At 72.3% G+C, this 25,639-nt stretch carries 28 protein-coding genes and 1 riboswitch; of the genes, 14 read left to right on the top strand and 14 right to left on the bottom strand.

What is annotated here, in order from left to right; genetic code table 11:
* Nucleotides 1-2 precede the first annotated feature (2 nt).
* A complete protein-coding gene (locus ACIPFH_RS38945) occupies nt 3-884 on the bottom strand; it encodes an ABC transporter ATP-binding protein (RefSeq protein WP_401834125.1) in 882 nt (293 codons plus the stop codon).
* A 148-nt stretch (nt 885-1,032) separates the two neighbouring features.
* Between ACIPFH_RS38945 and ACIPFH_RS38940 the strand changes: the two genes are divergently transcribed.
* Together ACIPFH_RS38940 and ACIPFH_RS38935 are read left to right on the top strand one after the other, a co-directional pair.
* Nucleotides 1,033-1,275 (top strand): toxin-antitoxin system HicB family antitoxin, encoded by a 243-nt coding sequence (locus ACIPFH_RS38940; RefSeq protein ID WP_356250849.1) that lies wholly within the window; start codon nt 1,033-1,035, stop codon nt 1,273-1,275.
* Between the two features lie 4 nt (nt 1,276-1,279).
* Nucleotides 1,280-1,654, top strand: coding sequence for a fic family toxin-antitoxin system, toxin component (locus ACIPFH_RS38935; RefSeq protein ID WP_401834122.1), 375 nt, complete (start codon nt 1,280-1,282; stop codon nt 1,652-1,654).
* 3 nt (nt 1,655-1,657) lie between these two features.
* Here the strand turns inward: ACIPFH_RS38935 and ACIPFH_RS38930 are convergent, their stop codons facing one another.
* Nucleotides 1,658-2,344, bottom strand: a complete 687-nt coding sequence (locus ACIPFH_RS38930; protein WP_401834119.1) for a class I SAM-dependent methyltransferase — start codon at nt 2,342-2,344, stop codon at nt 1,658-1,660.
* A 131-nt stretch (nt 2,345-2,475) separates the two neighbouring features.
* A complete protein-coding gene (locus ACIPFH_RS38925; protein WP_401834116.1) occupies nt 2,476-3,162 on the bottom strand; it encodes an esterase/lipase family protein in 687 nt (228 codons plus the stop codon).
* Nucleotides 3,163-3,385: 223 nt separating this feature from the next.
* Between ACIPFH_RS38925 and ACIPFH_RS38920 the strand changes: the two genes are divergently transcribed.
* A complete protein-coding gene (locus ACIPFH_RS38920) occupies nt 3,386-5,755 on the top strand; it encodes a LuxR C-terminal-related transcriptional regulator (RefSeq protein WP_401834113.1) in 2,370 nt (789 codons plus the stop codon).
* 403 nt (nt 5,756-6,158) lie between these two features.
* Here ACIPFH_RS38920 and bioD read toward each other — a convergent pair whose 3' ends face one another.
* From bioD to bioB, 3 genes are read right to left on the bottom strand one after another with little or no spacing between them, the layout of a single operon-like run.
* Nucleotides 6,159-6,881 carry a dethiobiotin synthase gene (gene bioD / locus ACIPFH_RS38915; protein ID WP_401834304.1) on the bottom strand — a complete coding sequence of 241 codons (723 nt, stop codon included), beginning with the start codon at nt 6,879-6,881 and terminating at the stop codon, nt 6,159-6,161.
* Nucleotides 6,882-6,883: 2 nt separating this feature from the next.
* Complete coding sequence (locus tag ACIPFH_RS38910) at nt 6,884-8,173, bottom strand: adenosylmethionine--8-amino-7-oxononanoate transaminase (protein ID WP_401834110.1); 1,290 nt, start codon at nt 8,171-8,173, stop codon at nt 6,884-6,886.
* Entirely contained in the window at nt 8,166-9,383 is a 1,218-nt protein-coding gene (gene bioB / locus ACIPFH_RS38905) for a biotin synthase BioB (protein ID WP_401834107.1), read from the bottom strand. Before bioB ends, ACIPFH_RS38910 begins: the two co-directional genes overlap by 8 nt.
* 147 nt (nt 9,384-9,530) lie before the next feature.
* On the opposite strand from bioB, the gene ACIPFH_RS38900 reads away from it, so the two are divergent.
* A complete protein-coding gene (locus ACIPFH_RS38900; RefSeq protein ID WP_401834105.1) occupies nt 9,531-10,658 on the top strand; it encodes an 8-amino-7-oxononanoate synthase in 1,128 nt (375 codons plus the stop codon).
* A 46-nt stretch (nt 10,659-10,704) separates the two neighbouring features.
* On the opposite strand, the gene ACIPFH_RS38895 is transcribed toward ACIPFH_RS38900, so the two are convergent.
* Both ACIPFH_RS38895 and ACIPFH_RS38890 read right to left on the bottom strand, forming a co-directional pair.
* Entirely contained in the window at nt 10,705-10,947 is a 243-nt protein-coding gene (locus ACIPFH_RS38895; RefSeq protein WP_401834103.1) for a DUF397 domain-containing protein, read from the bottom strand.
* A gap of 9 nt (nt 10,948-10,956) precedes the next feature.
* Nucleotides 10,957-11,817 (bottom strand): helix-turn-helix domain-containing protein, encoded by an 861-nt coding sequence (locus ACIPFH_RS38890; RefSeq protein ID WP_401834100.1) that lies wholly within the window; start codon nt 11,815-11,817, stop codon nt 10,957-10,959.
* 214 nt (nt 11,818-12,031) lie between these two features.
* On the opposite strand from ACIPFH_RS38890, the gene ACIPFH_RS38885 reads away from it, so the two are divergent.
* On the top strand, nt 12,032-12,514 hold the full coding sequence (locus ACIPFH_RS38885) for an ATP-binding protein (protein ID WP_401834099.1): 483 nt from the start codon (nt 12,032-12,034) through the stop codon (nt 12,512-12,514).
* Between the two features lie 57 nt (nt 12,515-12,571).
* On the opposite strand, the gene ACIPFH_RS38880 is transcribed toward ACIPFH_RS38885, so the two are convergent.
* The 3 genes from ACIPFH_RS38880 to ACIPFH_RS38870 all read right to left on the bottom strand — a co-directional run bounded on the left by ACIPFH_RS38880 (nt 12,572) and on the right by ACIPFH_RS38870 (nt 14,550).
* Nucleotides 12,572-13,045: a C40 family peptidase gene (locus ACIPFH_RS38880; RefSeq protein WP_356248288.1), complete on the bottom strand. Its 474-nt coding sequence runs from the start codon at nt 13,043-13,045 to the stop codon at nt 12,572-12,574.
* Nucleotides 13,046-13,048: 3 nt separating this feature from the next.
* A riboswitch (cyclic di-AMP (ydaO/yuaA leader) is annotated at nt 13,049-13,260 on the bottom strand.
* 338 nt (nt 13,261-13,598) lie between these two features.
* A complete protein-coding gene (locus ACIPFH_RS38875) occupies nt 13,599-13,904 on the bottom strand; it encodes a hypothetical protein (protein ID WP_142269183.1) in 306 nt (101 codons plus the stop codon).
* Between the two features lie 7 nt (nt 13,905-13,911).
* Nucleotides 13,912-14,550, bottom strand: coding sequence for an ATP-dependent Clp protease proteolytic subunit (locus ACIPFH_RS38870; RefSeq protein ID WP_401834096.1), 639 nt, complete (start codon nt 14,548-14,550; stop codon nt 13,912-13,914).
* Between the two features lie 74 nt (nt 14,551-14,624).
* Here ACIPFH_RS38870 and ACIPFH_RS38865 point away from each other — a divergent pair, with 74 nt between their 5' ends.
* Nucleotides 14,625-14,903, top strand: coding sequence for a type II toxin-antitoxin system Phd/YefM family antitoxin (locus tag ACIPFH_RS38865; protein WP_401834093.1), 279 nt, complete (start codon nt 14,625-14,627; stop codon nt 14,901-14,903).
* A 130-nt stretch (nt 14,904-15,033) separates the two neighbouring features.
* Here ACIPFH_RS38865 and ACIPFH_RS38860 read toward each other — a convergent pair whose 3' ends face one another.
* Entirely contained in the window at nt 15,034-16,026 is a 993-nt protein-coding gene (locus tag ACIPFH_RS38860) for an ABC transporter permease (protein ID WP_401834092.1), read from the bottom strand.
* 117 nt (nt 16,027-16,143) lie between these two features.
* Here ACIPFH_RS38860 and ACIPFH_RS38855 point away from each other — a divergent pair, with 117 nt between their 5' ends.
* The 8 genes from ACIPFH_RS38855 to ACIPFH_RS38820 all read left to right on the top strand — a co-directional run bounded on the left by ACIPFH_RS38855 (nt 16,144) and on the right by ACIPFH_RS38820 (nt 23,361).
* Nucleotides 16,144-16,773 (top strand): TetR/AcrR family transcriptional regulator, encoded by a 630-nt coding sequence (locus ACIPFH_RS38855; protein WP_356248278.1) that lies wholly within the window; start codon nt 16,144-16,146, stop codon nt 16,771-16,773.
* A 130-nt stretch (nt 16,774-16,903) separates the two neighbouring features.
* On the top strand, nt 16,904-17,206 hold the full coding sequence (locus tag ACIPFH_RS38850) for an urease subunit gamma (RefSeq protein ID WP_184599242.1): 303 nt from the start codon (nt 16,904-16,906) through the stop codon (nt 17,204-17,206).
* Nucleotides 17,207-17,216: 10 nt separating this feature from the next.
* Nucleotides 17,217-17,528 (top strand): urease subunit beta, encoded by a 312-nt coding sequence (locus ACIPFH_RS38845; RefSeq protein WP_401834090.1) that lies wholly within the window; start codon nt 17,217-17,219, stop codon nt 17,526-17,528.
* Nucleotides 17,521-19,242, top strand: a complete 1,722-nt coding sequence (locus ACIPFH_RS38840) for an urease subunit alpha (protein ID WP_356248272.1) — start codon at nt 17,521-17,523, stop codon at nt 19,240-19,242. The genes ACIPFH_RS38845 and ACIPFH_RS38840 overlap by 8 nt, the downstream gene beginning before the upstream one ends.
* A 32-nt stretch (nt 19,243-19,274) precedes the next feature.
* Complete coding sequence (locus ACIPFH_RS38835; RefSeq protein WP_401834087.1) at nt 19,275-19,949, top strand: urease accessory protein UreF; 675 nt, start codon at nt 19,275-19,277, stop codon at nt 19,947-19,949.
* Between the two features lie 255 nt (nt 19,950-20,204).
* A complete protein-coding gene (gene ureG / locus ACIPFH_RS38830; protein WP_356248268.1) occupies nt 20,205-20,882 on the top strand; it encodes an urease accessory protein UreG in 678 nt (225 codons plus the stop codon).
* A gap of 1 nt (nt 20,883) precedes the next feature.
* Complete coding sequence (locus ACIPFH_RS38825) at nt 20,884-21,642, top strand: urease accessory protein UreD (RefSeq protein ID WP_401834085.1); 759 nt, start codon at nt 20,884-20,886, stop codon at nt 21,640-21,642.
* Between the two features lie 186 nt (nt 21,643-21,828).
* Complete coding sequence (locus ACIPFH_RS38820) at nt 21,829-23,361, top strand: alpha/beta hydrolase (RefSeq protein WP_401834302.1); 1,533 nt, start codon at nt 21,829-21,831, stop codon at nt 23,359-23,361.
* Nucleotides 23,362-23,464: 103 nt separating this feature from the next.
* On the opposite strand, the gene ACIPFH_RS38815 is transcribed toward ACIPFH_RS38820, so the two are convergent.
* Together ACIPFH_RS38815 and ACIPFH_RS38810 are read right to left on the bottom strand one after the other, a co-directional pair.
* Nucleotides 23,465-24,202: a lysophospholipid acyltransferase family protein gene (locus tag ACIPFH_RS38815; protein ID WP_356248262.1), complete on the bottom strand. Its 738-nt coding sequence runs from the start codon at nt 24,200-24,202 to the stop codon at nt 23,465-23,467.
* Between the two features lie 140 nt (nt 24,203-24,342).
* A complete protein-coding gene (locus ACIPFH_RS38810) occupies nt 24,343-25,590 on the bottom strand; it encodes a PP2C family protein-serine/threonine phosphatase (RefSeq protein WP_401834082.1) in 1,248 nt (415 codons plus the stop codon).
* Nucleotides 25,591-25,639 lie beyond the last annotated feature (49 nt).

Genomic DNA, 25,639 nt, shown 5'->3' with positions numbered 1-25,639 from the left:
GATCACTTCTCCTCGGCGTCGGCGTCGGCGCCGGCGTCGCTGACGCCGGTGGCCCGGGCGCCGGTGCCGGGGACGTCCGTGCTGTCGCCGCTCTCGCCGTCGAACTGGGCGCGGATCACGTCGAAACGCTTCATCCGCTCCAGCACGCCCTCGGCCGTCGGCCGCTCCATCTCGTCCACGATCCGCCCGTCCGCGAGGAAGAGCACCAGGTCGGAATGGGCGGCGGCACCCGGGTCATGGGTGACCATGACGACGGTCTGCCCCAGGTTGTCGACGGCCTCCCGCAGGAACGCCAGGACCTCCAGTCCGGCGCGCGAGTCCAGGTTGCCGGTCGGCTCGTCGGCGAAGATCAGCTCGGGGCGGGAGGCGAGTGCCCGGGCGCAGGCCACGCGCTGCTGCTGGCCGCCGGACAGCTGCGACGGCCGGTGCTTCAGCCGGTCCCGCAGGCCGAGTGTGTCGATCACCTGGTCCACCCACTTCTGGTCGGGCTTCTGGCCCGCGATGTCCATGGGCAGGGTGATGTTCTCGGCCGCGTTGAGCGTCGGGATCAGGTTGAAGGACTGGAACATGAACCCGATCCGGTCCCGTCGCAGCCGGGTCAGCTCACGCTCCTTCAGCCCCGTGATCTCGGTGTCCCCGAGCCACACCTGACCGGCCGAAACGGTGTCGAGGCCCGCCAGACAGTGCATCAGGGTCGACTTCCCTGAGCCGGACGGGCCCATCACGGCGGTGAAGCGGCCGCGCGCGATGTCCACGTCCACCGAGTCCAGGGCGAGCACCGTGGTCTCGCCCGAGCCGTACGCCTTGGTCAGACCGCGGGCGCGGGCCGCGATCCGGTCGGCCGAAGCCAGGCCGGGGGCGTGCTCCGCAGCAGGTGTGGACAAGGCTGCCTCCTCGCTTGTGTGGACGTGCCGACCGCATACCGATGTTCCTGCCGGGCCGAGCGTAGTGTGACCCGGCGCACACCCGGTATCACTTTTCGAATCCCGGCCGCGCTTGCCGTTGCTAGCATTTCGGCGCTAGCGTCGAGGTATGGCGAAGACCCAGCTGAACGTACGCGTCGACGAGGGCACGGCACAGGCTGCCCGCGAGCGCGCCACGGCCCGCGGCATGAGCGTCAACCGCTACATAGAAGAGCTGGTCAGACAGGACGCCGGCGAAGTCGGCCACACGTTCGTCGAGGCCGCCAGCGACTTCATGAAGCAGTACGAGGCGGTCTTCGTCGAGGAGTTCGGCGCTGAACGCGAGGGCGGCACGCGCGAAGGTCGCCGTTGATCCCTTGAGCGACCTGCGCATCGACCTCGCCTGGCTCCTCATGCTCGCCGAACAGAACACCCCGGGGGATCCCCAGGTCACCGACTGGGGAGCGCTCGTCGCGGCCGTGGCCCGCCACCAGGCCGAGATATTCGACGTCCCCGTCTACGACGACGCGCCGGCCCGCGCCGCCGCGCTGCTTCAGCTCCTCATCCACGTTCCCGCGCTGGAGCGCTCCAACGCCCTGTTCGCCTGCGCCGTCGCGTACGCCTATCTCGTAGCCAGCGGCTTGAAGGTCGCCACTTCGCCCGAACAGGTCCGCGATCTGGCCCGCCTGGTCAAGAACGGGGAGGCGTCGGTGTCCGACATCGCGCAGGAACTGCGCCAGTGGAGTCTGTGAGGCTCACTCGGGTGCCGCGGGCCGCCAGGCGGTCCCGGTCACGCAGTAGGAGAACGGCAGCCGCGGCCCCTTCTCGGGCAGCAGTGTCCGCCGGTACGGGCCCAGTTCGAACCCGGCGTCCCGGAGCGCGCCGACCGCGTCGCGGGTGAGCCGGCAGCCGCCGGCCAGGTGCGGCCACACGGTCCGGTCCAGTGCGCGCTGGGTGAGCAGCATCGCCCGGCCGCCGCCGGGCCCGTGCTCGAGGAACCGCACCTCGCCGCCGGGCCGCAGCACCCGCCGCAGCTCGGCCAGGGCACGCGGCACGTCCCGCACGCTGCACAGCACCAGCGAAACCACGGCCGCGTCGAACGCCTCGCTCTTGACCGGCAGCGCCTCGGCCGCCCCCGGTACGACGTCCACGGGCACCCCGGCGCGCAGGGCCGCGTCGAGCGCGAGCTGCCGCATCCGGCGCTCCGGCTCGATCGCGACGACCTCCGAGACGGCTCCGGGGTAGTGCGCGAAGTTCAGCCCGTTGCCCGCGCCGATCTCTATGACGCGGCCGGAGAGCCCGACGAGCAGCCGGTCGCGCACACCGGCGAGTCCCGCACGGGTCTCCGCGGCCGTCCCCAGCCGGGCGTAGCAGCGGGCGAACAGCGGATGGTGGACGGGATCGCCGGGCACCTTGCCGGAACCGGTGAAGCGTAGCGGCATGGCGACCTCCCGGGCAGGACGGACCTGTCGGGATTCTCCCCCGAACAGGCCCGTCGCACCCCCGTTGTCGCTTTCGCGCGGGTCTCCGGACGAATCTCCGGAAGGATCACCGGGCGAAATCGTCCGATGGATCACTGGATGAAGTCGCGCACCCGTTCGTATACGCCGTGGTCGTTGTTCATGTCGTTGTGCGAGATGCAGCCGACGCCGACGTTGGTGGCCCCGCTCAGCAGTGCCGAGGAGTCCGGGTCGATGGCTGCGTCGCAGTTCGACCAGTAGGTCGCGTAGTTCACGCTGCCCGGAGTCTCGTCGCCGGAGTTGAGCGCGGTGAGGTACGAGCTGCCGGTGACCATCTCCGCGCAGGAGGTGTAGATCCAGCTGCACCACGAGGCTACCGAGGTCCCGTGGTTGGTGCCCGCGACGGAGACGAGGTCGTCCACGTACGCGGTGCCGCCGAGGTTCTTGAGGTAGTAGCGGGAGCTGAGCGCGCCCATGGAGTGGATGACGACGTCGACCTTGGCGGCGCCCGTTCTCGCCAGCACCTTCTTGATCTCGGTGGCCAGTTGGGAGGCGGTGGTGGCGTTCGACTGGGACCAGCTGTACGACCAGGCGTCCAGCTCGGCGGCCGTGTAGCCGTCGGCCTTGAAGTCCGCGACCCAGTCGTCCCAACTGCTGGAGGAACTGCTGATGCCGTGCACGAAGACGATCGGATCGTGGGTCGCGGCGTGGGCTGTGGGGGCGGAGAAGGACAGTGACAGAAGGAGCGAAGAGACCACGGCCGAGAGAGCCGCGGCGATGCGACGCTTGGGGCGCTGCATGATGCCTCCTGAAACGTGTGGGGTTGCCAGGAGTGTCCGGCCGGGTCTACGCGCGCCGCATCGGTGTAATCGCCAGTCTTTACGGTTCAAGTAACCCGCCAGTAACGTCAGTTGTGTGGTGACATCGGTGAACCCCCCGCCCCTGGACCGCACTTCGTCGCCGACGCCCCCGGACCCGGTCCCGCGCCGGCGCTCGGGTCCACCGCTGTCCGAAGGCGTCCGCGTGCGTGTGCTGCGCCTCGTGTACGGCGATGCGCGCGCCGCCGCCGAACTCGTCGCGCGGCTGACCGAACGGCAGGCGGCCGGCCTCGACCCCCTGCCGGGCGAACCCGCCGACCTCGCGCCCGAGACGCTGCGCGCCCACCGCCGGGAGGTCCGCGCGCTGCCCGACGGCACCCGGGTGGTGCTGCTGCTGGCGGCCGCCGACCAGTACCCGGTGGCCACCCATGCCTTCCTGCGCGCCGTCGCCGCCGTCCGCCTGGACACCCGGCCCCTCGAGGCCGCCGAAGCGGCCGGGATCGCCTACGCCACGGCCGGCGGGGTCGGCTTCCGTGACCCCTGGACCCGGATCGCCGCGTACGAGACCGCCGATCCGGCCGACCGGCGCGAGGCCCACCGACTGCTCGCCCGTGTCCTGCACGGCCCGACGGAGGCGCCCCGCCGGGCCTGGCACCGGGGCGCCGCCGCGCTCGGCCCCAGCACGCGACTCGCCGTGGAACTGGCGGCGGCCGCCGCCCGGGCGCGCGCCGCCGCCGACCCGGCGCTCTCCGCCGCCCTCGCCGAACGTGCCGCCGCGCTCTGCGCGGACCCCCGCGAACGGTCCCGCCTCCTCGCCCTCGCGGCTGCCGACGCCTGGCACTCCGGTGACGGCGACCGGTCCCGCGCTCTGGCCGCCCGCACCGACGCCGACGCCCTCACCGGCATCCTCGCCCTGCGAACGGGGCACGCGGGGGAGGCGTTCGACGCGCTGCTGACCGGAGCGACACGGGCAGTCGGCACGCCCGGCGCGCGCCGGCCCGCGCCCGCCGCCCCGCCCCCAGGGGGAACCGACACCGCCCCCAGCACCCCCGCCACCGACCTCACCGGACCCGGCGGGACGGCGGAGGGAACCACGACCGACGCGGCCGAGCCGGCGTGGGCTGCCGGGGCTGCCGGGTCTGCGGGGGGCCCGGGGGCGGACGGGGCCGGCGGGATCGACGGGGCGATCGTGGCTGCTGGGTCCGCCCCGGGGGCCGGGGGCCTCGGTGGCGTTGGCGTCGAAGCCGTCGCCGTCGGGGCGGAGGGCGCCGGGCCCGCCGCGCACCTCCTCGCCCGGGCCGCCGAAGCCGCCGTCTACACCGGTGACCTGCGTCGGTGTCGTGAAGCGGCGCTCGTCGCCGGGCAGTTGGGCATGGGCCCGCCGGGCGTGCTCGGCGGGATCGCCGCGGCCGTCGACGGGCGGTACGAAGACGCGCGCGACCTGCTGGAGGCCACCGCCGGACGGTGCGGTCCGGGCGGTGACCCCACCCTTCTCCTGCACGCGGGCATCGCCGCGCTGATGCTCGGCGACCACACCCGTGCCGCCACCGCCACGGTCCGCGCGGCCGCCGCGGCCCGTGCCCGGGGCGTGACCGCCGTCGTGTCCCAGGCCATGGAGTTCCGGGCCTACGCCGAGTTCTGGACCGGCCGCCCGCGCGCCGCCGAGGCCGCCGCCCTGGACGCCCTGCGACAGGCGTACGCCACCGGACAGGACAACGGCGCCTGCCATCTCCAGGCCGCTCTCGCGATGTTCGCCGCGCTCACCGGCGACGAAGACCTGTGCCGGGAGCGGGCCGCGGCCGCCCGCTCCCACGCCCTCGCCCACGCCCTGGGCCTGCCAGCCGCCCTGGCGCAGTGGGCGCTCGCCTTCCTCGACCTCGGTTCCGGTCGCTTCGACGCCGCCGCGGCCCGGCTGCGGGCGCTCGCCGCGTCGGGTCCGGGCCACGGCCACCGGGCCATCCGCCACCTGGCCACCCCGCACTATGTCGAGGCCGCCGTCCGCACCGGCGAGACCCGTGTCGCTCGCGCCGCGCACGCCGACTACGACCGCTGGGCCCGCGCCGTGGACAGCGCCGACGACCTGGCGCTGAGCGCCCGCTGCCGGGCCCTGCTCACGCCGGGGGCCGACGCCCTGGAGCACTACCGTGCGGCACTCGATCTGCACGCCGAGGGAACGCGTGCCTTCGAACGGGCCCGCACCGAACTGTTGTTCGGCAGCGCCCTGCGCAGACTGCGCCGACGCACGGAGGCCCGCGACCGGCTGCACAGCGCCCTGGAGGCGTTCGAGTCCTTCGGCGCCCCGCACTGCGCCGAGAGCGCCCGCGCCGAACTCCGCGCCCTCGGCGCCCCCGCGACGCCCGCCCGCGGCGACCGAAGTCCGGGGTCCCACCTGACCGCCCAGCAACTCCTGGTCGCCCGCATGGCCGCGGACGGCGCCACGAACCGGGAGATCGCCACCCGCCTCGCCCTCAGCCCTCGCACCATCGACCACCACCTGCGGGGCGTCTTCACCCGCCTGGGCATCCGCTCCCGCATCGAACTCGTACGGCTGCTCGCGGACGCGGACGACGGCTAACGGCCGGGCCGTGTCCGACGATTCCCGCCGGGCGGGCGACGCCGGGCACGGCACCTCGCCGCGTCGTCGCACGACTCGAGTACGCCCAGTACGCGGGTCGTCCTCCGCCGTGCGATGCAGCGCACCGGACGCCCGCCCGCTGATCCGACGCGAATCGTCGGGCACCACGACCCAGGCCGTGTCAGCGAAGTCCCGCCCGGCTCGCGACGTCGGCACGCGCCATCCCGGAGGGGGCACGCCCAGCCGCGTTGTCCGGGTCGTCCTCGTACACCCGGTACGAGGGCGACCTTCCGCCTTGCGAGCGCACGCTCCCCCGCCCTCGAATGCGCTCGCGCGGGGGCACCCCCATGACGCCGCGAGCCCCGCCCTCCGGGCAGCCGGCGCCACTCCGCGGGGACGCGGTCTACGCCCCCGGGCCGGTCCGCTCCCGGAACGCCTGTGCCTCCCACGTCCCGTCGAGACGGGGTGCCAGCCAACCGGGCGCCACGGTACGGAAGTCGGCGGGTGCGAGAGCGCCGGCCCCCGAGGGCAGCGCCCCCAACAGCGGGGCGCCGGCCACCTCCGGCAGGTCCACCACATTGCAACGGGACGCCAGATCCGGGGATTCGGGCCAGCTGCCGATGACGACGCCCAGCAACTCCACCTCCCGCGAACGCAGTTCACGTGCCGTCAGTTCCGTGGTGTTCAGCGTGCCCAGCCCCGCCGACGCCACGACCAGCACCGGTGCCCGCAGCAGCTGCGCCGCGTCGGCCAGCGTCCCGCCCGCCTCGTCGAACCGTACGAGCAGCCCGCCCGCCCCTTCCACGAGCACCAGATCGTGGTCGGCGGCCAGCTTCCGTGCCCCCTCGACGACGTCGTACGGCCGCACCGGCGCCAGGCCCGCCCGTCGCGCCGCCGTCGCCGGAGCCAACGGCTCGGGATACCGGGCCAGTTCGGCCGTCGTCACGGCGCCCGCGAGCCGCGTCACCTCGTCGGCGTCCCCGCACTCGTCCGCCCGTACACCGGTCTGCGCGGCCTTGAGGACGGCCACCGACCGGCCGGCCGCGAGCGCCGACGCGGCGATCGCGGCCGTCGTGACGGTCTTGCCGACCTCCGTGCCCGTCCCCGTGATCACCAGGATCGGCATGTTCATCCCTCCCGCGCCGCGGCGCACACCGCGCGCGCGATCCGTGCCACGTCCGCGTCATCGGTGACGTACGGCGGCATCGTGTAGACCAGATCGCGGAACGGCCGCAGCCAGACGCCCTCGCGGACGGCGGCCCGGGTGGCGGCGGTCATGTCCACGGGGCGGTCGAGCTGGACGACGCCGATGGCGCCGAGGACCCGGACGTCCCGCACGCCGGGCACCTCCGCGGCCTCGGCGAGCCCGTCCCGCAGTCCCGTCTCGATCCGCTTGACCTCCGTGAGCCAGTCCTGCCCGAGCAGCAGCTCGATCGAGGCGCAGGCGACGGCCGCGGCGAGGGGATTGCCCATGAACGTCGGCCCGTGGGCCAGGACCGGTACCTCGCCCCGCGAGATCCCGTCGGCCACCCGGGAGGTGCACAGGGCAGCCGCCATCGTCAGATAGCCGCCGGTCAGCGCCTTGCCGACGCACATCACGTCCGGCGTCACCGCCGCGTGCTCCGCCGCGAACAGCGCGCCCGTGCGTCCGAACCCGGTGGCGATCTCGTCGAACACCAGCAGCACGTCGTGCGCGTCGCACGCCTCGCGCAGCACCCGCAGATACCCGGGGGAGTGGAAGCGCATCCCGCCCGCGCCCTGCACCACCGGCTCCACGATGACCGCGGCCAGTTCGTCGGCGTGCCGCTCGACCGCCTCGCGCAGCAGGTCGGCGTACGACTCCTCGAACTCCACCGGAGGCGGGTCGACGAAGACCTGCCGGGGCAGCACCCCGGTCCACAGGTCGTGCATCCCGCCCTCGGGGTCGCACACCGACATCGGCTGCCAGGTGTCGCCGTGGTAGCCACCGCGCCACGTCAGCAGGCGTCGCTTGCCCGGGCGTCCCAGCGAGCGCCAGTACTGGAGGCACATCTTCACCGCGACCTCGACCGACACCGAGCCGGAGTCGGCGAGGAAGACATGCTCGAGACCTTCGGGCGACATGTCGACAAGCAACTTCGCCAGACGTACGGCGGGCTCGTGGGTGAGCCCGCCGAACATCACATGACTCATCCGGCCCAGCTGCTCGCGTACGGCCTCGTTGAGCACCGGGTGGTTGTAACCGTGGATCGCCGACCACCAGGACGCCATGCCGTCGACCAGCTCGCCCGAGCCGTCCGCCGGCCGCAGCCGTACCCCGCTCGCCGACTCCACGACGAGCGGTTCGGCCCGGCCGGGCATCGGACCGTACGGATGCCACACGTGCCGCCGGTCGAGCTCCAGCAGCTCGGGCACACCGAGCGGGGGCCGCTCAGGCATTGGGCGCGAGATCGGTACCGGCGCCACGGCGGCGTACGGCGACCAGACCCGTACGCGCCTCACCGGCCGCCGGGACCGGGGCGGCGGCCGCCGCGGCCGCCGGGACGGAGCCGCACACCCCGCCGCCCTCGTGCGAGCCGCACCCGGCGCCCTCGTGGGACCCGCACCCGGCGCTCTCCTGGGACCCGCAGCCCCCGCCCGCCGTCGCCCGGTGCTCCGGCAGCGTGACCTGCTCCGCGCCCTCCACCTCGAACCCGGCGTCCGCGATCATCTCCAGGTCGGCCCGGCCGGCCTGGCCCTCGGTCGTGAGGTAGTCGCCCAGGAAGATCGAGTTGGCCAGGTGCAGGGCCAACGGCTGCATCGTGCGCAGATGCACCTCGCGGCCGCCCGCGATGCGCACCTCGACGTCCGGGCAGACGAACCGCACCATCGCCAGGATGCGCAGACAGCGCTGCGGGGTGAGGTTCCACTCCTTGGCCAGCGGGGTGCCCTCGACCGGGATGAGGAAGTTGACGGGAACGGAGTCCGGGTCCAGCTCGCGCAGCGAGAAGACCACGTCCACCAGGTCCTCGTCCGACTCGCCCATGCCGGCGATCAGACCCGAGCACGCCGACAGGCCCGCCGCGTGCGCCTTCTGCACCGTGTCCACCCGGTCGGCGTACGTGTGGGTGGTGGTGATCTCGCCGTACGTGCCCTCGGACGTGTTGAGGTTGTGGTTGTAGGCGTCGGCGCCCGCCTCGCGCAACCGTTCGGCCTGGCCGTCGGAGAGCAGGCCCAGACAGGCGCACACCTCGACGCCCTCGTTCTGGTCCTTGATCGCCTTGATGGTGCCGGCCACCCGGTCGACGTCCCGGTCGGTCGGACCGCGCCCGGACGCGACCAGGCAGACCCGCTTGGCCCCGCCCGCCAGCCCGGCCGCCGCGGCCTGGGAGGCCTCCTCCGGCTTGAGCCAGGTGTACTTCAGGATCCCGGCCGTGGAGCCGAGCCGCTGGGAGCAGTAGGAGCAGTCCTCGGGGCACAGCCCCGACTTGAGGTTGACGAGGTAGTTGAGTTTCACCCGCCGCCCGAACCACTGCCTGCGCACCCGGCCGGCCGCGGCCACCACGTCCAGCACGTCGTCGTCGGAAGTGGCCAGCACGGCCAGCGCTTCCTCGCGGGTCGGCAGCTCGCGCCGAAGCCCCTTGTCCACCAGCGTGTTCAGCAGGTCCATGAGAGCCGATCCTGTCCTACGCACCCGGTCCGGGCCAAGGTAGGGATCGCACAACACACCGGGTTCGACGTGTGGGTATTGCCACACCGTGGGTGGGCGGCCGGGCCGCTAGTGTCTGTCCGCTACCTACAAAAGCCCGGAGGACCCATGGCGTTCGGCTGGATCGACGAACAGGCGGAACTGCGCCGACGGGCCGGACTCGTGCGGACCCTGCGGCCCCGTCCGGCCGACTCGCCGCTGCTCGACCTGGCGAGCAACGACTACCTGGGCCTGGCCCGTCATCCCGAGATCGTGGAGGGCGCCGCGGCGGCCGCCAGGACCTGGGGCGGCGGTGCCACCGGCTCCCGGCTCGTCACCGGCACCACCGAGCTGCACGGCGAGCTGGAGCGGGAACTCGCCGAGCACTGCGGGTTCGAGGCGGCCCTCGTCTTCTCCTCCGGGTACGCGGCCAACCTCGCGGCGGTCACCGCGCTGGCCCCGCACGGCTCGCTGATCGTCTCCGACGCGGGCAACCACGCCTCGCTCATCGACGGCTGCCGGCTGGCCCGCGGCACCACCCAGGTCGTCGGGCACGCCGACCCGGACGCGGTGCGCAAGGCGCTCGGCACGCACGCCGGTCCGGCGGTGGCCGTCTCCGACACGGTCTTCTCGGTCGACGGCGACGCCGCCCCGCTGGCCGCCCTGGCGGCCGCCTGCCGGGAGCACGACGCCGGACTGGTCGTCGACGACGCCCATGGTCTCGGCGTGCTCGGGGACGGCGGGCAGGGCGCTCCGTACGCGGCGGGACTGGCGGGGGCCGACGACGTCGTCGTCACGGTCACGCTGTCCAAGTCGCTGGGCAGCCAGGGCGGCGCCGTGCTGGGACCCGCGCGGGTCGTCGACCAGCTGGTGAACGCGGCCCGCACCTTCATCTTCGACACGGGCCTGGCCCCGGCTGCCGCGGGCGCGGCGCTGGCGGCCCTCCGGCTGCTGCGCCGGGAGCCGGATCGCGCGGCACGCGCGCGTGCGGTGGCGGGTGAACTGCACGCGCGCCTGACGGCCGCGGGCCTGGAAGCGGTGCGTCCGGACGCCGCGGTCGTCTCCGTGCGTGCGCCGTCCCCGGAGGGGGCCGTGCGGTGGGCGGCGGACTGCCGGTCGGCAGGCCTGGCCGTGGGCTGCTTCCGTCCTCCCTCCGTGCCCGACGGCATCTCGCGCCTCAGGCTGACCGCGCGTGCGGACCTCTCCGGGGCCGAGCTGGAACGCGCTGTACGGGTGATCGGCGAAACACGACCATGAGTCGGCGTGACACGGCCGTGGACCGCCTCCGACTACTCCGGCGCGGTCAGCGGACCCGCGAAAACACGGCCGTGAAGTCCGTCCAGCTCTCGGGGGAGAAGAGCAGGGCGGGTCCGGCCGGGTCCTTGGAGTCGCGTACCGCGAGGAGACCGGCCAGGGGGCCGGAGGCCGGCCGGGCCGTCTCGACGCAGTTGTTCGCTCCCGTGCTGTAGCTGCTGCGCAGCCACCGCACATCCGGGAGACGGTCGGGATCGGTACTGGAAGGTACGTTCCGCGGTAGTGCGGACATGGTGCCTCCTTACGCGCCGCCTGCTATCGCGGCGATGTAATCCGATGAGTCCCCGGGCGAAAGGGCGTGCGCCCGAAGGGCGTTGAAGGCCTCGGTGTAAGCCTGGAGGTCTTCTTTCCGTTCGAGATAGAGGCTACTCGTCAAGTGGTCGAGAACAACCACATCCAGATCAGAAGTGCGCGAAAACGAGAAGATAACGAAAGGGCCGGTTAGGCCGATATGCGCTCCGGCGGCGAACGGCAGTACCTGGAGCCGCACTTGGGGCATCCGGGCGGCCTCCGCGAGCCGGCTCAGCTGGCGCGCCATCACCTCGGGCCCGCCCACCTCCCGCCGCAGCACCGCCTCGTCGAGCACCGCGTTCAGCTCCAGCGGCGGCGTCGCGCGCAGCACGTCCTGGCGGGCCAGCCGCACCTCCACCAGTGTGTCGAGCTGGTCCTCGTCGGCCCCCTCCACCGCCGCCCTGGTCACCGCGCGCGCGTACTCGGGCGTCTGTAACAGCCCCGGGACCACGGTCGTCTCCAGTGTGCGCATGGCGCTCGCCTGGGACTCCAGGCTGATGAAGTCCCGGTAGGTGAGCGGCAGCACCCCGCGGTACGCGTGCCACCAGTGGTCCCGCCCGCCCCCGCCGTCGCCGCCCGCCAACGCCAGCATCAGCTCCCGCAGTTGCGGATCGGCAACACCGTAGGCATCCAGGAGTAACCGCACATCGGCCGGTTTCGACCCACTGACGCCGGTCTCGATGCGGCTCACCTTGGACTGGTGCCAGCCCACGAGCCGGGCGGCCTCGCCACTGGTGAGGCCGGCCTGGGCGCGCAGATCGCGCAGTTCGGCGCCCAGTTTCCGGCGGCGGACCGCGGGACCGTGCTGCATGGGCTCCTCCTTACTCCTGACGGGCCGACCAAATACGCTCTACCGGCGCAGAGTTCACCGCATCGGGCGACAGATATATGCATATCTTGGTGGATCGCCACCCGTGACCGGCGAGGTAATGGCAGTCTGGCGAAGAAGCACCAGTCCGGGACCGTACTCGAACCATCCCCGTCGTGTCGGGCTCCCGGTCCCGCGGGAAAGGGACGACGTCGCCATGGCAGATCACCTGGAAGCATCCGTCACTCTGCCGAGCGATCCCGCCTCGGTCTCGGCGGCCCGCGTCTTCGTGGCCGACGCCCTCGGGGAATGGGGCCTGCCGGCGGACACCGAGATGGCCGACGCCATCCGGCTGATCGTCTCGGAACTCGCCACCAACGCCGTACAGCACACCTTCGGGCAGTCACCCACCTTCACGGTGCGTCTCGTCCTCGACCGTGACGAACACTTGCGCGTCGGTGTCACCGACAGCCACCCGCGCTTCCCCAAACGACTGCCGGCCGCCGTCCAGCAGGACAACGGCCGAGGCATGGTGATCATTCGCTGGCTGACCGCCGAGTGCGGCGGCAGGCTGAGAGTGCGGCCCACCCAGGAGGGCGGCAAGACGGTCACCGTCGAGCTCCCGTGGACCGGCCCGGCGGCGGAGCCCGTGGCCGGAGCCCTGGCGGCGCCGGCGGAGGGTGAGCTCCCGGGGCGGTGAAGGCGCGTCAGGACGCCGCCACCGCCCCGGGAAACCGTCCCGCGGCTCGGACCTGTCCTAGCGGACCCGGCCGTACCAGACGCTCTTGGTCCAGATCTTCTGCAGTTTCACCACGTCACCGGTCTTCGGCGAGTGCCAGATCTTGCCCTTACCCGCGTAGATCCCGACGTGGTAGACGTTCGACCCGGAGTGGAAGAACACGAGGTCGCCTGCCTTGCGGCTCGACGCCGAGATGTGCTTCGTCTTGTTGTACTGCTGGGCCGCCGTCCGGGGCAGGCTCTTGCCCGCCTTCTTGAACGAGTACAGCGTCAGCCCGGAGCAGTCGAACCTCTTCGGTCCGGCGGCCCCGTACTTGTATGGTGCACCCTTCTTGGAGGCCGCGATCTGGAGCGCCTTCGTAGCCGGTGTGGCGGCCGCGGCGTCCGGGGCGAGCCCCGGGACCACGACCGAGCCGCCCACGGCGGCGATGGCGAACGCCGAGGCCGTACCGGCCCGGACCATGAGCGACGGGACACGATTGAGCGCAGTCATGCGCAACCCTTCGTCAGCCGCCTGTGAAGGATGACCTGTCGGATTCGGGCTGGCGAAGTTGCCCGGCCGCGGCTGCGGCTTCACCCCAAGGGCTGCTCGGCCCGGTCATGGCGTGACCGTTCCGGCGACCCGTCGTGCTTGGGTCCTCCACTCCTGCCGATGCACTCCTGTCGACCGGTCATCCGGGCGGCGGCAGGACTCGGCGTCCGCCCGGACCGCCCCGCCTCTTGTGGCGGGGGCTTGTCGTCAGTCAGGGATCTTGGCTCACCTGTGTCCGAAAATCCCAACGGAACCGGGGATTTGTGGGGTTACTCACCACTCACCCGTTCGGGTGGACACCCTGATGGGTGATCAGGTGCCAAGGCGCTCCAGAGCCTCCCACCAGCGGTGGAGCCCGCCGTTCCGCCCGAAGAGCGCTCTTTCGCGCAACCTGGGAGGGGTGGGCGGAACAGTAGACGCTCCGCCGAACGGGGGTACGCCATCTGGGCCGTTTCGACTCCGGTCCGGTCGTCACGCCCGGCGTGCGAGAGGCCCGGACCGGAGCCGTGCCGGGTCAACTGTCGGAGAGCGGAGGCAACGTGACGCGCGCGGTGCGGCGCTCCCCGTCCAGGACGCGCAGCGCCCGCGCGAGCGTCGGCGCGTGCAGCTCGCTCTCGCCCCGCTGGTGCATCAGCGTCAGCGCGTCGCGCAGCGCGGTCGCCTTGGTCACCAGCGCCTGGGCGGCGCGCAGTCCGCGGTAGGTGTCCCCGTGGTGGGCGGGGTTGATCCGGCCGAGCATGTCGACCACGTCGAGGTAACCGTCGATCAGCTCGGCCTCCGCGCGGGTCAACGCGGGCAGCGGCGGCAGCTCGGGCACCATCGGAGGCTCACCGCCCGCCGTGCGCCGCGCCGGCCGAGGCCTTGCGGCTGGGGATGATCCCGTCCACCAGCCCGTACTCCACGGCCTCCTGGGCGGTGAGGAACGTGTCCCGTTCGATGTCCGCGGTCACCTGCTCCGGGGTCCGCCCGGTGTGCCGTACGAGCATCTCCTCCAGGCTCGCGCGGGTGCGCGCCAGTTCCTCGGCCTGAATGGCCAGGTCGCTCGCCTGTCCCTCGACGGGCTCGGGCAGGACCGGCTGGCGGATGGTCATCCGCGCGCCCGGCAGCGCGAACCGCTTGCCCGGTGTGCCTGCCGCCAGCAGCACCGCCGCGGAGGAACCCGCCTGGCCCAGGCAGGTGGTCTCCACGTCGCAGGTGACGAACCGGATGGTGTCGTAAAGAGCCGTCATCGCGCTGAACGAGCCGCCGGGGGAGTTGATGTACAGCGCGATGTCCCGGTCCGGGTCCTTGTGCTCGAGGTACATGAACTGGGCCATCACGTCGTTCGCCGAGATGTCGTCGACCGGCGTCCCCAGGAAGACGATCCGTTCCTCCAGCAGCTTCGAGTACGGATCCATCGTCCGGTGGCCGAAGCTCGTGCGTTCGGTGAACTCGGGCAGGACGTGGCGGGCGGACGGTCGGTTCATCGGAGCCCCTCCTTCTGCGTCTGGCGGGCATCTGTAAAAAATGTACAGGATGTACGTGACGTTAGAATGGGGGTATGGCCTACGAGATTCCGGTGACGCAAGCCAGGGCTGAACTCGCCGACCTGATCAACCGCGTGGTGTACGGCGGGGAGCGGGTCGTCGTGACCCGGCACGGCAAGCCTCTGGTCGCCCTCGTCTCCGCCGCCGACCTGGAGCGACTCGACGAACTCGACCGGTCCGCGGAGGAGCCGGTGATCAGCTCGGTCACCGCCGTGCGCGAGGTCGCGTCCGCTCCCCGCGAACAGCACCGGTTCGGGGTCACGGCGGAGTACCGGGGGCCGAATCCGTCGTAGGGCGGACGGGCCGGAGCGCCCGCGTCGTCGGCCGCCCGCGTCCCGGCGGGCGAGCCGCACCCGGGCGCGAGTCGTGGGCACGCGAAGGGCCGTGCGTCCCAGGGCGGGAGCACGGCCCTGTGGAACCGGGTCAGGCGACGAGCGCGGACTCGCGCGCCTCGACGGTCGGGCCGGTCCCGGGCGTTCCCCGCTTCAGCCGGGCGCCCAGCAGGACCGCCCCGAGGCCCAGCGCGGCCCACCAGGCCAGCGTGAGCGCGGGACCGGTCGCCGCGGCTCCGTCGAAGAACGACACCGAGCGCAGCAGGGTGGTGCCGGCCCCCGGCGGCAGCCACTGGCCGATCGTCCCGACCGGCTCCGGCAGCATCCGCGGTGCCGAGGCCGCCCCGGAGAACGGGTTGCCGAGGAACATCACCACGAACGACGCGGCTCCGATGCCCGGGGTGCCGAGGAGGGCGGCGCAGCCCGCCACCGCCGCGCTCACCGCCAGCGTCGACAGCCCCAGCACCGCGGCCTCCGCCCACCAGTCGCCGGTGAGCACCCCGAGCCAGCTGTGCGCCAGCGCCGCCGCGACCAGTCCGACGAGGGCGGCGGCGCCGACCAGGGCGAGCACGGCGCGGCTCCCGCGCAGGCCCAGCAGGGACGCCACCGCGCCCGCCGCGATCCCGGCCAGGGCCAGAGGCAGCACGCTCGCGCCGAGGGCCGCGCCGCGCGGGTCGGCGGCCGGAGCCGCCACCACGTCCACCGTGCGGACCTGGGCGCCCCCCGTGGCGGCCGCCTGCCCCGCGATCGCCTGCTGAAGCAGCTGGGCGACGACCGGGCTCGCGGCCGAGGCGGTCAGCAGTTCGGGTCCCTCGTCCGTGACGACCACCGCGCCGTATACGGTCCGGTCCTCGACGGCGTCGCGGGCGGCCGTTCGGTCGGCGTAGCGGTGAACCTCGAAGGCGCCCTCGTGCCGGGTCAGTTCCTTCTCCAGCCGCGCGGTCGCGGCGGGCGGGCCGGCCACGCCGAGCGGCAGATCGCGGGGCGCGGTGCGGGCGGCAGGCCAGGCGAAGGCCCAGAGGGCGACGGCGGCGAGGGTCGGGACGAGCAGGACGACGGCGATCAGGCGCCGGGTGGCCGACATGGGTTCCCCCTGAAGCGGATGGGCGTTAAAGAGAAGGATCGTTCGTTTTACTTAGCTTCACGGTCCCGCCGTCGCCGCCGCTTGTCAAGAAGGAACGTTCGTTTTAGCTTTGCGGTCATGGCCCGTGTATCCCAGGCACACCTGGACGCCCGCCGTCGGCAGATCCTCGACGGCGCATCGATCTGCTTCGCCCGCAACGGCTTCCACGCCACGTCCATGCAGGACGTGCTCAAGGAGGTCGACCTGTCCGCCGGGGCGGTGTACCGCTACTTCAGCGGCAAGGAGGAACTCATCGCCGCGATCGTCGGCGAGGTGCTCGGCCAGGTCCGTGAAGCCTTCGAGGAGGCGTCCCGGCACATCCCGCCCCCGCCGCCCGACGCTCTCGTCTCCTCGGTCCTCGGCCGGTCCCTCGCCGCCCGGGAGTCCCTGACCGTCGACGGGCAGCCGGCCTTTCCACGTCTGATCGTCCAGGTGTGGGCGGAGACGCTGCGCAACGAGGAGCTGGCGGCGCTGCTGTACGAGGGCTACAGCGGCGTGCGCGAGGCGTGGGGCCGGATCGTCGTGGGCTACCAGGATGCCGGGATGATGCGGGCCGACGTGCCCCCGGACCATGTGGCGCGCACCATGATCGCCGCAGTGCTCGGCTTCCTCGTCCAGCAGTCGCTGTTCGGGCCCGCTCCGGTGGAGGTGCTGCGTGACGGCCTACGCGCGTTGATGAGCGTGTCGCCCCCGCTGTCGGGGACCTGAATCGATCACAGCTCGGTTAACTTGCCTGAAATGCGGTCCCACTAGCCTGCCGATCCATGCCACCCGGGTCCTTCCCCGTGGCCGCGGCAGTCGGGCCCCGCACGGCCCGGAGCGAGATGTGAGGTGGGACGTGCAACTGACCCCGCACGAGCAGGAGAGGCTGCTGATCCACGTGGCGGCCGATGTCGCCGAGAAGCGCCGGGCCCGCGGGCTCAGGCTCAACCACCCGGAGGCCGTGGCCCTCATCACGTCGCACCTCCTCGAGGGCGCGCGTGACGGCCGTACGGTGGCCGAGCTCATGTCCTCCGGCCGCAAGCTGCTCACCCGCGACGACGTCATGGAGGGCATCCCCGAGATGATCCACGACGTCCAGGTCGAGGCCACCTTCCCGGACGGCACCAAGCTCGTCACCGTCCACGACCCGATCGTCTGAGGGGGCCTCGATGATTCCCGGAGAGATCCTGTTCGCGGACGAGCCCGTCGTGTACAACGAAGGCCGCGAGGTCACCCGCCTGACCGTGCTCAACGCCGCCGACCGGCCCGTCCAGGTCGGCTCCCACTACCACTTCGGCGAGGCCAACCCGGGCCTGGAGTTCGACCGCGCCGCCGCGCGCGGCAAGCGGCTGAACGTCGCCGCGGGCACCGCCGTGCGCTTCGAGCCCGGGATCCCCGTCGACGTCGAACTCGTCCCGCTGGCCGGCGCCCGTGTCGTGCCCGGGCTGCGCGGGGAGACCGGAGGTGCCCTGGATGCCTGAGATCTCGCGTGCCGCGTACGCCGACCTGTTCGGCCCGACGACCGGCGACCGTATCCGGCTCGCCGACACCGACCTGCTGATCGAGATCGAGGAGGACCGCTGCGGTGGTCCCGGGCTCGCCGGTGAGGAGGCGGTCTTCGGCGGCGGCAAGGTCATCCGTGAGTCCATGGGGCAGTCCCGCGCCACGCGTGCGGACGGCACGCCCGACACCGTCATCACGGGCGCGGTCGTCGTCGACCACTGGGGCGTGGTCAAGGCGGACGTCGGCATCCGCGACGGGCGTATCACCGGTATCGGCAAGGCCGGCAACCCCGACACGATGGACGGGGTCCACCCGGACCTGGTCATCGGCCCGGAGACCGAGATCATCGCCGGCAACGGGCGGATCCTGACGGCCGGCGCGGTCGACGCGCACGTCCACTTCATCTGCCCGCAGATCGCCGACGAGGCGCTGTCCGCCGGTGTCACCACGCTGGTCGGCGGCGGCACCGGACCGGCCGAGGGCTCGAAGGCGACCACCGTGACGCCCGGGCCGTGGCACCTCGCGCGGATGTTGGAGGCGATGGAGCAGTACCCGCTGAACATCGGCTTCCTCGGCAAGGGCAACACCGTCTCGCAGGACGCGATGCTGTCGCAGATCAGGGGCGGGGCGCTCGGCCTGAAGCTGCACGAGGACTGGGGTTCGACGCCGGCCGTCATCGACGCCTCGCTGACCGTCGCCGACCGGACGGGCATCCAGGTCGCGATCCACACGGACACGCTGAACGAGGCCGGGTTCGTGGGCGACACGCTAGCCGCGATCGCCGGACGCGGCATCCACGCCTACCACACCGAGGGTGCGGGCGGCGGGCACGCGCCGGACATCATGACGGTGGTCTCCGAGCCGCACGTGCTGCCGAGTTCGACGAACCCGACGCGGCCGTACACGGTGAACACCGCCGAGGAACACCTCGACATGCTGATGGTGTGCCACCACCTCAACCCGGCGGTCCCCGAGGACCTGGCGTTCGCCGAGTCGCGGATCCGGCCGTCCACGATCGGGGCCGAGGACATCCTGCACGACCTCGGGGCGATCTCGATCATCTCCTCCGACGCGCAGGCCATGGGCCGGGTCGGTGAGGTCATACTGCGGACCTGGCAGACGGCGCACGTGATGAAGCGGCGCCGGGGCTCCCTGCCGGGGGACGGCCGGGCGGACAACCACCGGGTACGCCGCTACATCGCCAAGTACACGATCAACCCGGCGCTCGCGCAGGGCCTGGCCCGCGAGATCGGCTCGGTCGAGGGCGGCAAGCTCGCCGACCTGGTGCTGTGGGAGCCGGCGTTCTTCGGCGTGAAGCCGCACCTCGTGATCAAGGGCGGGCAGATCGCGTACGCGCAGATGGGCGACGCCAACGCCTCGATCCCGACGCCGCAGCCGATCCTGCCACGTCCGATGTACGGCGCGATCGGCCGGGCCCCCGCGTCGAACTCGTTCAACTTCGTTGCGCCGCTCGCGATCGAGGACGGGCTGCCGGAGCGGCTGCAACTGGGCAAGAAGTTCGTCGCCATCGACTCGACGCGCGGGGTGACCAAGGCGCACATGCGGGAGAACGACGCCCGGCCGCGCGTCCAGGTCGACCCCGACAGCTTCGCCGTGCACATCGACGGGGAACTCGTCGAGGCGACGCCGGCCGCCGAACTGCCCATGGCACAGCGCTACTTCCTGTTCTGATGCGGTTCTGATCCGGTTCTGAGGACATCGACGTGACAAGGGCAGCACTGCTCGTCCTGGCGGACGGCCGCTTCCCCGCCGGAGGGCACGCGCACTCCGGCGGGGCGGAGCAGGCCGTCAAGGCGGGACGGATCACCGGCGCGACCAGCCTGGAGGCGTTCTGCCGCGGGAGGCTGCACACGGCCGGACTGGTGGCGGCGGCACTGGCGGCCGCCGCCGCGGCCGGGGCGGACCCGGCGGAGCTGGACGCGGCCGCGGACGCCCGCACCCCGTCCCCGGCGCTGCGGCTGACCGCCAGGAAGCTGGGCCGGCAGCTGATGCGGGCCGCCCGGACGGCCTGGCCGAGCACCGAACTCGACTCCCTGGCCCGGGAGTTCCCCAAGGGGGCGCATCAGCCGGTGGTGCTGGGGCTGACGGCGCGGGCGGCCGGCCTGGAGGTGGCGGACGCGGCGTTCTGCGCGGTCTACGAGAGCGTGAGCGGACCGGCCACCGCCGTGGTGCGGTTGCTGGGCCTCGACCCGTTCGAGGCGACGGCGGTGCTGGCCAGGCTGGCGCCGGAGCTGGACCGGGTGGTCGACCGGGCCGTGTCCGCCGGGACGGCGGTGCCGACGGCGGGCGTCGACGTGCTTCCCGCGGCGTCCGCGCCGCTGCTGGAGATCGGGGCGGAGGTGCATGCGGCCTGGCCGGTACGCCTGTTCGCCTCCTGAGGGTCGTCCCCGTAATCCCTGGTGGATCGGCGCGCGGCGTCGGATGCGGTGCATCGCAAGACGGAGGCACCTCCGCATACTGGATGTATTCGAGCGTTCCGGCAACGCGGCGAGGTGCCGTAGCTGTCGTCGTGCGCCCGCCGGGGATCACGGGACAGCCCTTGGAGCTCCGACAATTCCTGTGGCTCTGAAAGGGCCTCGTCCTCACGTGCCGGACGGGCTGAGTCACCCCAACCCGGCTGAATAGGAGCCGTTGTGCATCTTGGTCACTCCCCTCACGGTCCCGCCGCCGTCAGCGCCGACGCCCGTCGGCCCGACGGCTCGCGGCGCGCCCTGCGTATCGGGCTCGGCGGTCCCGTCGGGTCCGGCAAGACCGCCACCGTCGCCGCGCTGTGCCGGGCCCTGCGTGACGAACTGTCCCTCGCCGTCGTCACCAACGACATCTACACGCGCGAGGACGCCGAGTTCCTGCTGCGGGAGGCCGTGCTGCCGCCCGAGCGGATCACGGCCGTCGAGACGGGCGCCTGCCCGCACACCGCGATCCGGGACGACATCTCCGCCAACCTGGAGGCCGTGGAGGATCTGGAGGACGAGGCCGGGCCGCTGGACCTGATCCTCGTCGAGTCCGGCGGGGACAACCTCACCGCCACCTTCTCCAAGGGCCTCGTGGACGCGCAGATCTTCGTCATCGACGTCGCGGGCGGGGACGACATCCCCCGCAAGGGCGGGCCCGGCGTCACCACCGCCGATCTCCTCGTCGTCAACAAGACCGACCTGGCGCCGTACGTCGGCTCCGACCTCGCCCGCATGGCCGCCGACGCCAAGGCCCAACGGGCCGAACTGCCCGTCGTCTTCCAGTCGTTGCGCGGCGAGGGCGGTGTCGCCGACGTGGCCGCGTGGGTGCGGGCGCGGTTCTCCGCCTGGACGGCGTGACATGAGCGGTGTGCACGCCACCGCGCGGATCGGGGCGAGGGACGACGGGCGCGGAGGAACCTCCCTGCCCGTCCTCGAGAGCGACGGACCGCTCGCTCTGCGGCGCACCCGGGGCAGCGGCCGGGAGGCGCGCGTCCTCCTCGTCGGCGCGATGAGCGGCCCCCTCGGCGGTGACCGCTTCGCCGTCGAGGCGGACGTCGGGAACGGCGCCCGGCTGCACGTCGGTTCGGCCGCCGCCACCATCGCCCTGCCCGGGCAGGCGAAGGACGAGGCACACTACGACGTACGCCTCACCGTCGCCGACGGTGGCGAACTGCGCTGGCTCCCCGAGCAGTTGATCTCGGCGAAGGGGAGCGATCTGTTCGTCACCACGCGGGCCGAGCTTGGGACCGGCGCCCGGCTCGTGCTGCGCGAGGAGCAGGTGCTCGGCCGGGTGGGGGAGGAGCCGGGAAGGCTGACCAGCCGGCTCACGGTGCGGGTCGCCGGGCGGGTCGTCCTCGATCAGGAACTGGCCTGCGGGCCCGGCGCGCCCGGCGGCTGGGACGGCCCCGCCGTCCTGGCGGAGTATCGTGCAGTGGGCCAACTCGTCCTCGTACGGCCGGAGTTCCGCGAGTCCCCGACGGAGGCCCGGAGCGTCGGCGAGCACGCCCGTGTCATGCCACTGGCCGGGCCCGCGGCTCTCGTCACCGCCGTCGCGCCCGACGCGCTGCGGCTGCGGCGGGCGTTGGACGAGGCGCTCGCCGATGTCGACATCCGGTGAGCGGTACATCACTTTCCGGTTATCGGATTGGCAAAGAAGGTCAACTACACCTTTTCTCAGGTGCCTCACAGCCGCGAGGATCCCCCTGCCGCCATCACCAGGTAGGGGAGTTCCCACTTGAAGGACATACGACCGAACAAGCGCACCACGGCGCTCGGCTCGGCCGGCGTGCTCGTCGCCGCGACGATGCTCGCCGGCGCTTTCGCGGCGCCCACGGCGAGCGCGAGCAGCGGCCGTCAGGGTCAGGACCGGGAGACGCGAGGCGCCACGATCGCCGCCGAGCGCGCCGCCAAGGCCGGCATCGACTGGCAGGACTGCCCTGCCGACTGGGGTCTGGAGAAGCCGATCCAGTGCGGCTGGGTCAGCGTGCCGCTCGACTACGCCAAGCCCAACGGCAAGCAGATCAAGCTCGCCGTCGACCGCATCGGCAACACGGGCACGGCCCAGGAGCGCCAGGGCGCGCTCGTCTACAACCCCGGCGGCCCCGGCGGCTCGGGGCTGCGCTTCCCGCGCCGCGTCACCACCAAGGCACCCGTCTGGACCAACGTGGCGAAGGCCTACGACTTCGTGGGCTTCGACCCGCGCGGTGTCGGCCACTCCGCGCCCATCTCCTGCATCGACCCGCAGGAGTTCGTCAAGGCGCCGAAGGCCGACCCGGTCCCGGACAGCGAGGCCGACAAGCTCGGCCAGATCAAGCTCGCCCGTGAGTACGCGGACGGGTGCGCCGAGCGCAGCGGCAAGGCCGTACTGGCGCAGATGACCACCCCGAACACCGTCCGCGACCTGGACGTCATCCGTGCCGCCCTCGGTGAGAAGAAGCTCAACTACCTGGGCGTCTCGTACGGCACCTACATCGGCGCCGTCTACGGCACCATGTTCCCGGGTCACCTGCGCCGCATGATCGTCGACAGCGTGGTCAACCCGTCCCGCGAGAAGATCTGGTACGAGGCCAACCTCGACCAGGACGTCGCCTTCGAGGGACGCTGGAAGGACTGGGAGGACTGGGTCGCCAAGAACGACGCCACCTTCCACCTCGGCACCACCCGCGCCGCCGTCCAGGCCAAGTGGCTCGAGCTGCGCGCCACCGCGAAGAAGAACCCCCTCGGCGGTCTCGTCGGCCCGGCGGAGCTGATCTCCTTCTTCCAGAGCGCCCCGTACTACGACTCCTCGTGGGTCCCGGTCGCCACGGTCTTCAGCAAGTACGTCGCGGGAGACACCCAGGCGCTCGTGGACGCGGCCGCACCGGACCTGACCGACACGGACGGCAACATCTCCTCGGAGAACGGCAACGCCGTCTACACCGCCGTCGAGTGCACCGACGCCAAGTGGCCCACCAGCTGGCGGAAGTGGAACACGGACAACACGCGGCTCAACAAGGACTACCCGTTCATGACCTGGGCCAACGCGTGGATGAACCTGCCGTGCGCCTTCTGGCCGGCCAAGCAGCAGACGCCGGTGGACGTCAAGACCCACAAGGGCCTGCCGCAGGTGCTCATCGTGCAGTCCACGAATGACGCGGCCACCCCGTACGAGGGCGCCGTCGAGCTGCACAAGCGCTTCAAGGGCTCCCGTCTGATCACCGAGAAGGACGCCGGCTCCCACGGCGTGACCGGTCTGGTGAACACCTGCATCAACTCCCGGGTGGACTCCTATCTCCTCACCGGCAAGCTGGACACCGCGGACGTGACCTGCGCGCCGCACGCCACCCCCAAGCCGTAGGCACCGCCTGCGCGACAGCGACAACGACAACGACGAGGGGCGGCCGGATCACTCCGGCCGCCCCTCGGGCGTCTCGACGGGACATCGACCCGCCGCGGCGACGTCAACGCGACGGCAGCCTCGGGAACCTGCGCTCCCTCTCCGCCTTGGCCGCCTTCGCCGCCGCCTGCTCCTCCGCCTTGGCGACGGCGGCGTACTGGTCCACGTACTCCTGCTCGGACAGCGTCAGGATCGCGTACATGATCTCGTCGGTGATCGCGCGCAGCACCGCCTTCTCGTTCTCCATGCCGAGGTAGCGGGAGAAGTCGAGCGGCTTGCCGAAGCGGATCGCCACCGGGTGCAGGGTCGGGACCACCTTGCCGGGCGGCTGTGCCTCGAAGGTGCCGATCATGGCACAGGGGACGACGGGCACCTGAGCCCGGAGCGCCATCACGGCCACCCCGACCTTGCCCTTGTACAGGCGGCCGTCGTGCGAGCGGGTGCCCTCCGGGTAGATGCCGAGCAGTTCGTCCTTGCTCAGCACGCCGAGGCCCTCGCGGATCGCGGCCTGGCCGGCTTCCTTGCCGGAGCGGTCGACCGGGATCTGGCCGGCGCTGCGGAAGAAGGCCGCGGTCAGCCGGCCCTTGAGGCCGGGACCCGTGAAGTACTCGGCCTTCGCGAGGAACGTGATGCGGCGCTTGAGGATCGCGGGCATCAGGAAGTGGTCCGAGAACGACAGGTGGTTGCCCGCGATGATGGCCGCTCCCGAGTCCGGCACATGCTCCAGACCCTCTATGCGTGGGCGGAAGAGCAGTCTCAGCAGCGGCCCCAACACCACGTACTTCAGGAGGTAGTAGAACAAGGGAGTCGCTCCTCGTGTCCGGCGGATCGGCGCGCCGTCGTGTTCCAGCAGGTCAACCGGCATGGTGTGGGGTGTCAGTGTAGGGGCAGGCGGCCGTGCCCGGTACCGGGCGATCCGGCCCCGCTCACCCGACCAGGCCATCACAGCCGTACGACGACCAGGGCCGTGTCGTCTGTTGCGCCGCCGGGCGGCAGAAGCTCCAACAGGACGGCGTCCGCGAGGCTTTCGGGGTCGGCGTCCCGGTGCCGGGTCAGGGCGTCGGCGAGCCGGTCGAGGCCGGTGTCGATGTCCTCGTGCCGCCGTTCGACCAGTCCGTCGGTGTACAGGGCGAGGGTGGAGCCGCTTTCGTAGGTGGTGCGCGCCTGGGGCCGCCGCATCGGGGTGGGGTGGGCGTCGAGCGGGGGATCGGTGGCCCGGTCGAGGAACTCCACCCGGCCGTCGGCGTGGACGAGTACGGGCGGGGGGTGTCCGGCGCTGCTGTAGGTGATGGTGCGGTGGTCGAAGTCGATGAACGTGGTGACCGCGGTGGCCGACTCGGCGCCGTCCACCACGTGCGCGTACCGTCCGAGGACGTTCAGGGCCTCGGCCGGGCCCTCGGCGACCCGGGAGGCGGCGCTGAGCGCGCTGCGCAGCTGGCCCATCACCCCGGCGGCCTCCAGACCGTGGCCGACGACGTCACCGACCGACACCCCGATGCGATTGCCGCCGACCAGGTCCACCAGGTCGTACCAGTCCCCGCACACGTTGAGCGCGCCGACCGCCGGCCGGTAGCGCACGGCGGCCCGGTGGTGTCCGACCTGCCGGCCGGCGGGCAGCATCGCCTTCTGCAAAGCGAGGGCCACCTCGCGCTCACGGGCGTGGGCCAGGCGCAGCCGTTCGTTCAGTTCCTGGAGCTCACGGGCGCGGGTGTACAACTCGGCCTCCAGGACGCGGGCCCGGCTGCCCGCGGTGTCCCCACCCGTCCCGCGGCCGCCGCGGGCCCGGATCAGCTCGGTGACCTCCTCGACCCGGTGCACCAGCAGCACCACCGAGCCGTCGGGTCCGTACACCGGCGCGTTGACCGGGCTCCAGTAGCGCTCGTCCCACTCGCCGGGCCGCTCGGTCGACTCGACGTCGTAGCGTTGCAGCGCCATGGCGTCCCGCTCGCCGGTGGCCAGCACCCGGTGCAGTGAGGCCTGGAGGTTGCGCAGACCGCTCGCGGCCCCGTCGTTCGGGTTGTCGGGGAAGACCTCGAAGACGTGCCGGCCGACCAGCTGCTCGCGCTTGCGGCCGCTCACGCGCAGGAACTCGGCGTTGGCGTCCGCGTACACCAGCTCGGGCGTCAGCAGCGCCACCATGCCCGGCAGCGCCTGGAACACCGCCGTGTAGTCGATCGCCGAGTCGTTCATGGACGCGCCCCATCCGCCGGTCTTGCGTCATTTTCTCATGTCATGTGAC

The sequence above is a fragment of the Streptomyces sp. NPDC088157 genome (assembly GCF_044741545.1).
Lineage (GTDB): Bacteria > Actinomycetota > Actinomycetes > Streptomycetales > Streptomycetaceae > Streptomyces.
Note: the sequence above shows the minus strand (reverse complement) of the source record. Positions and strands in the feature narration are given on the sequence as shown.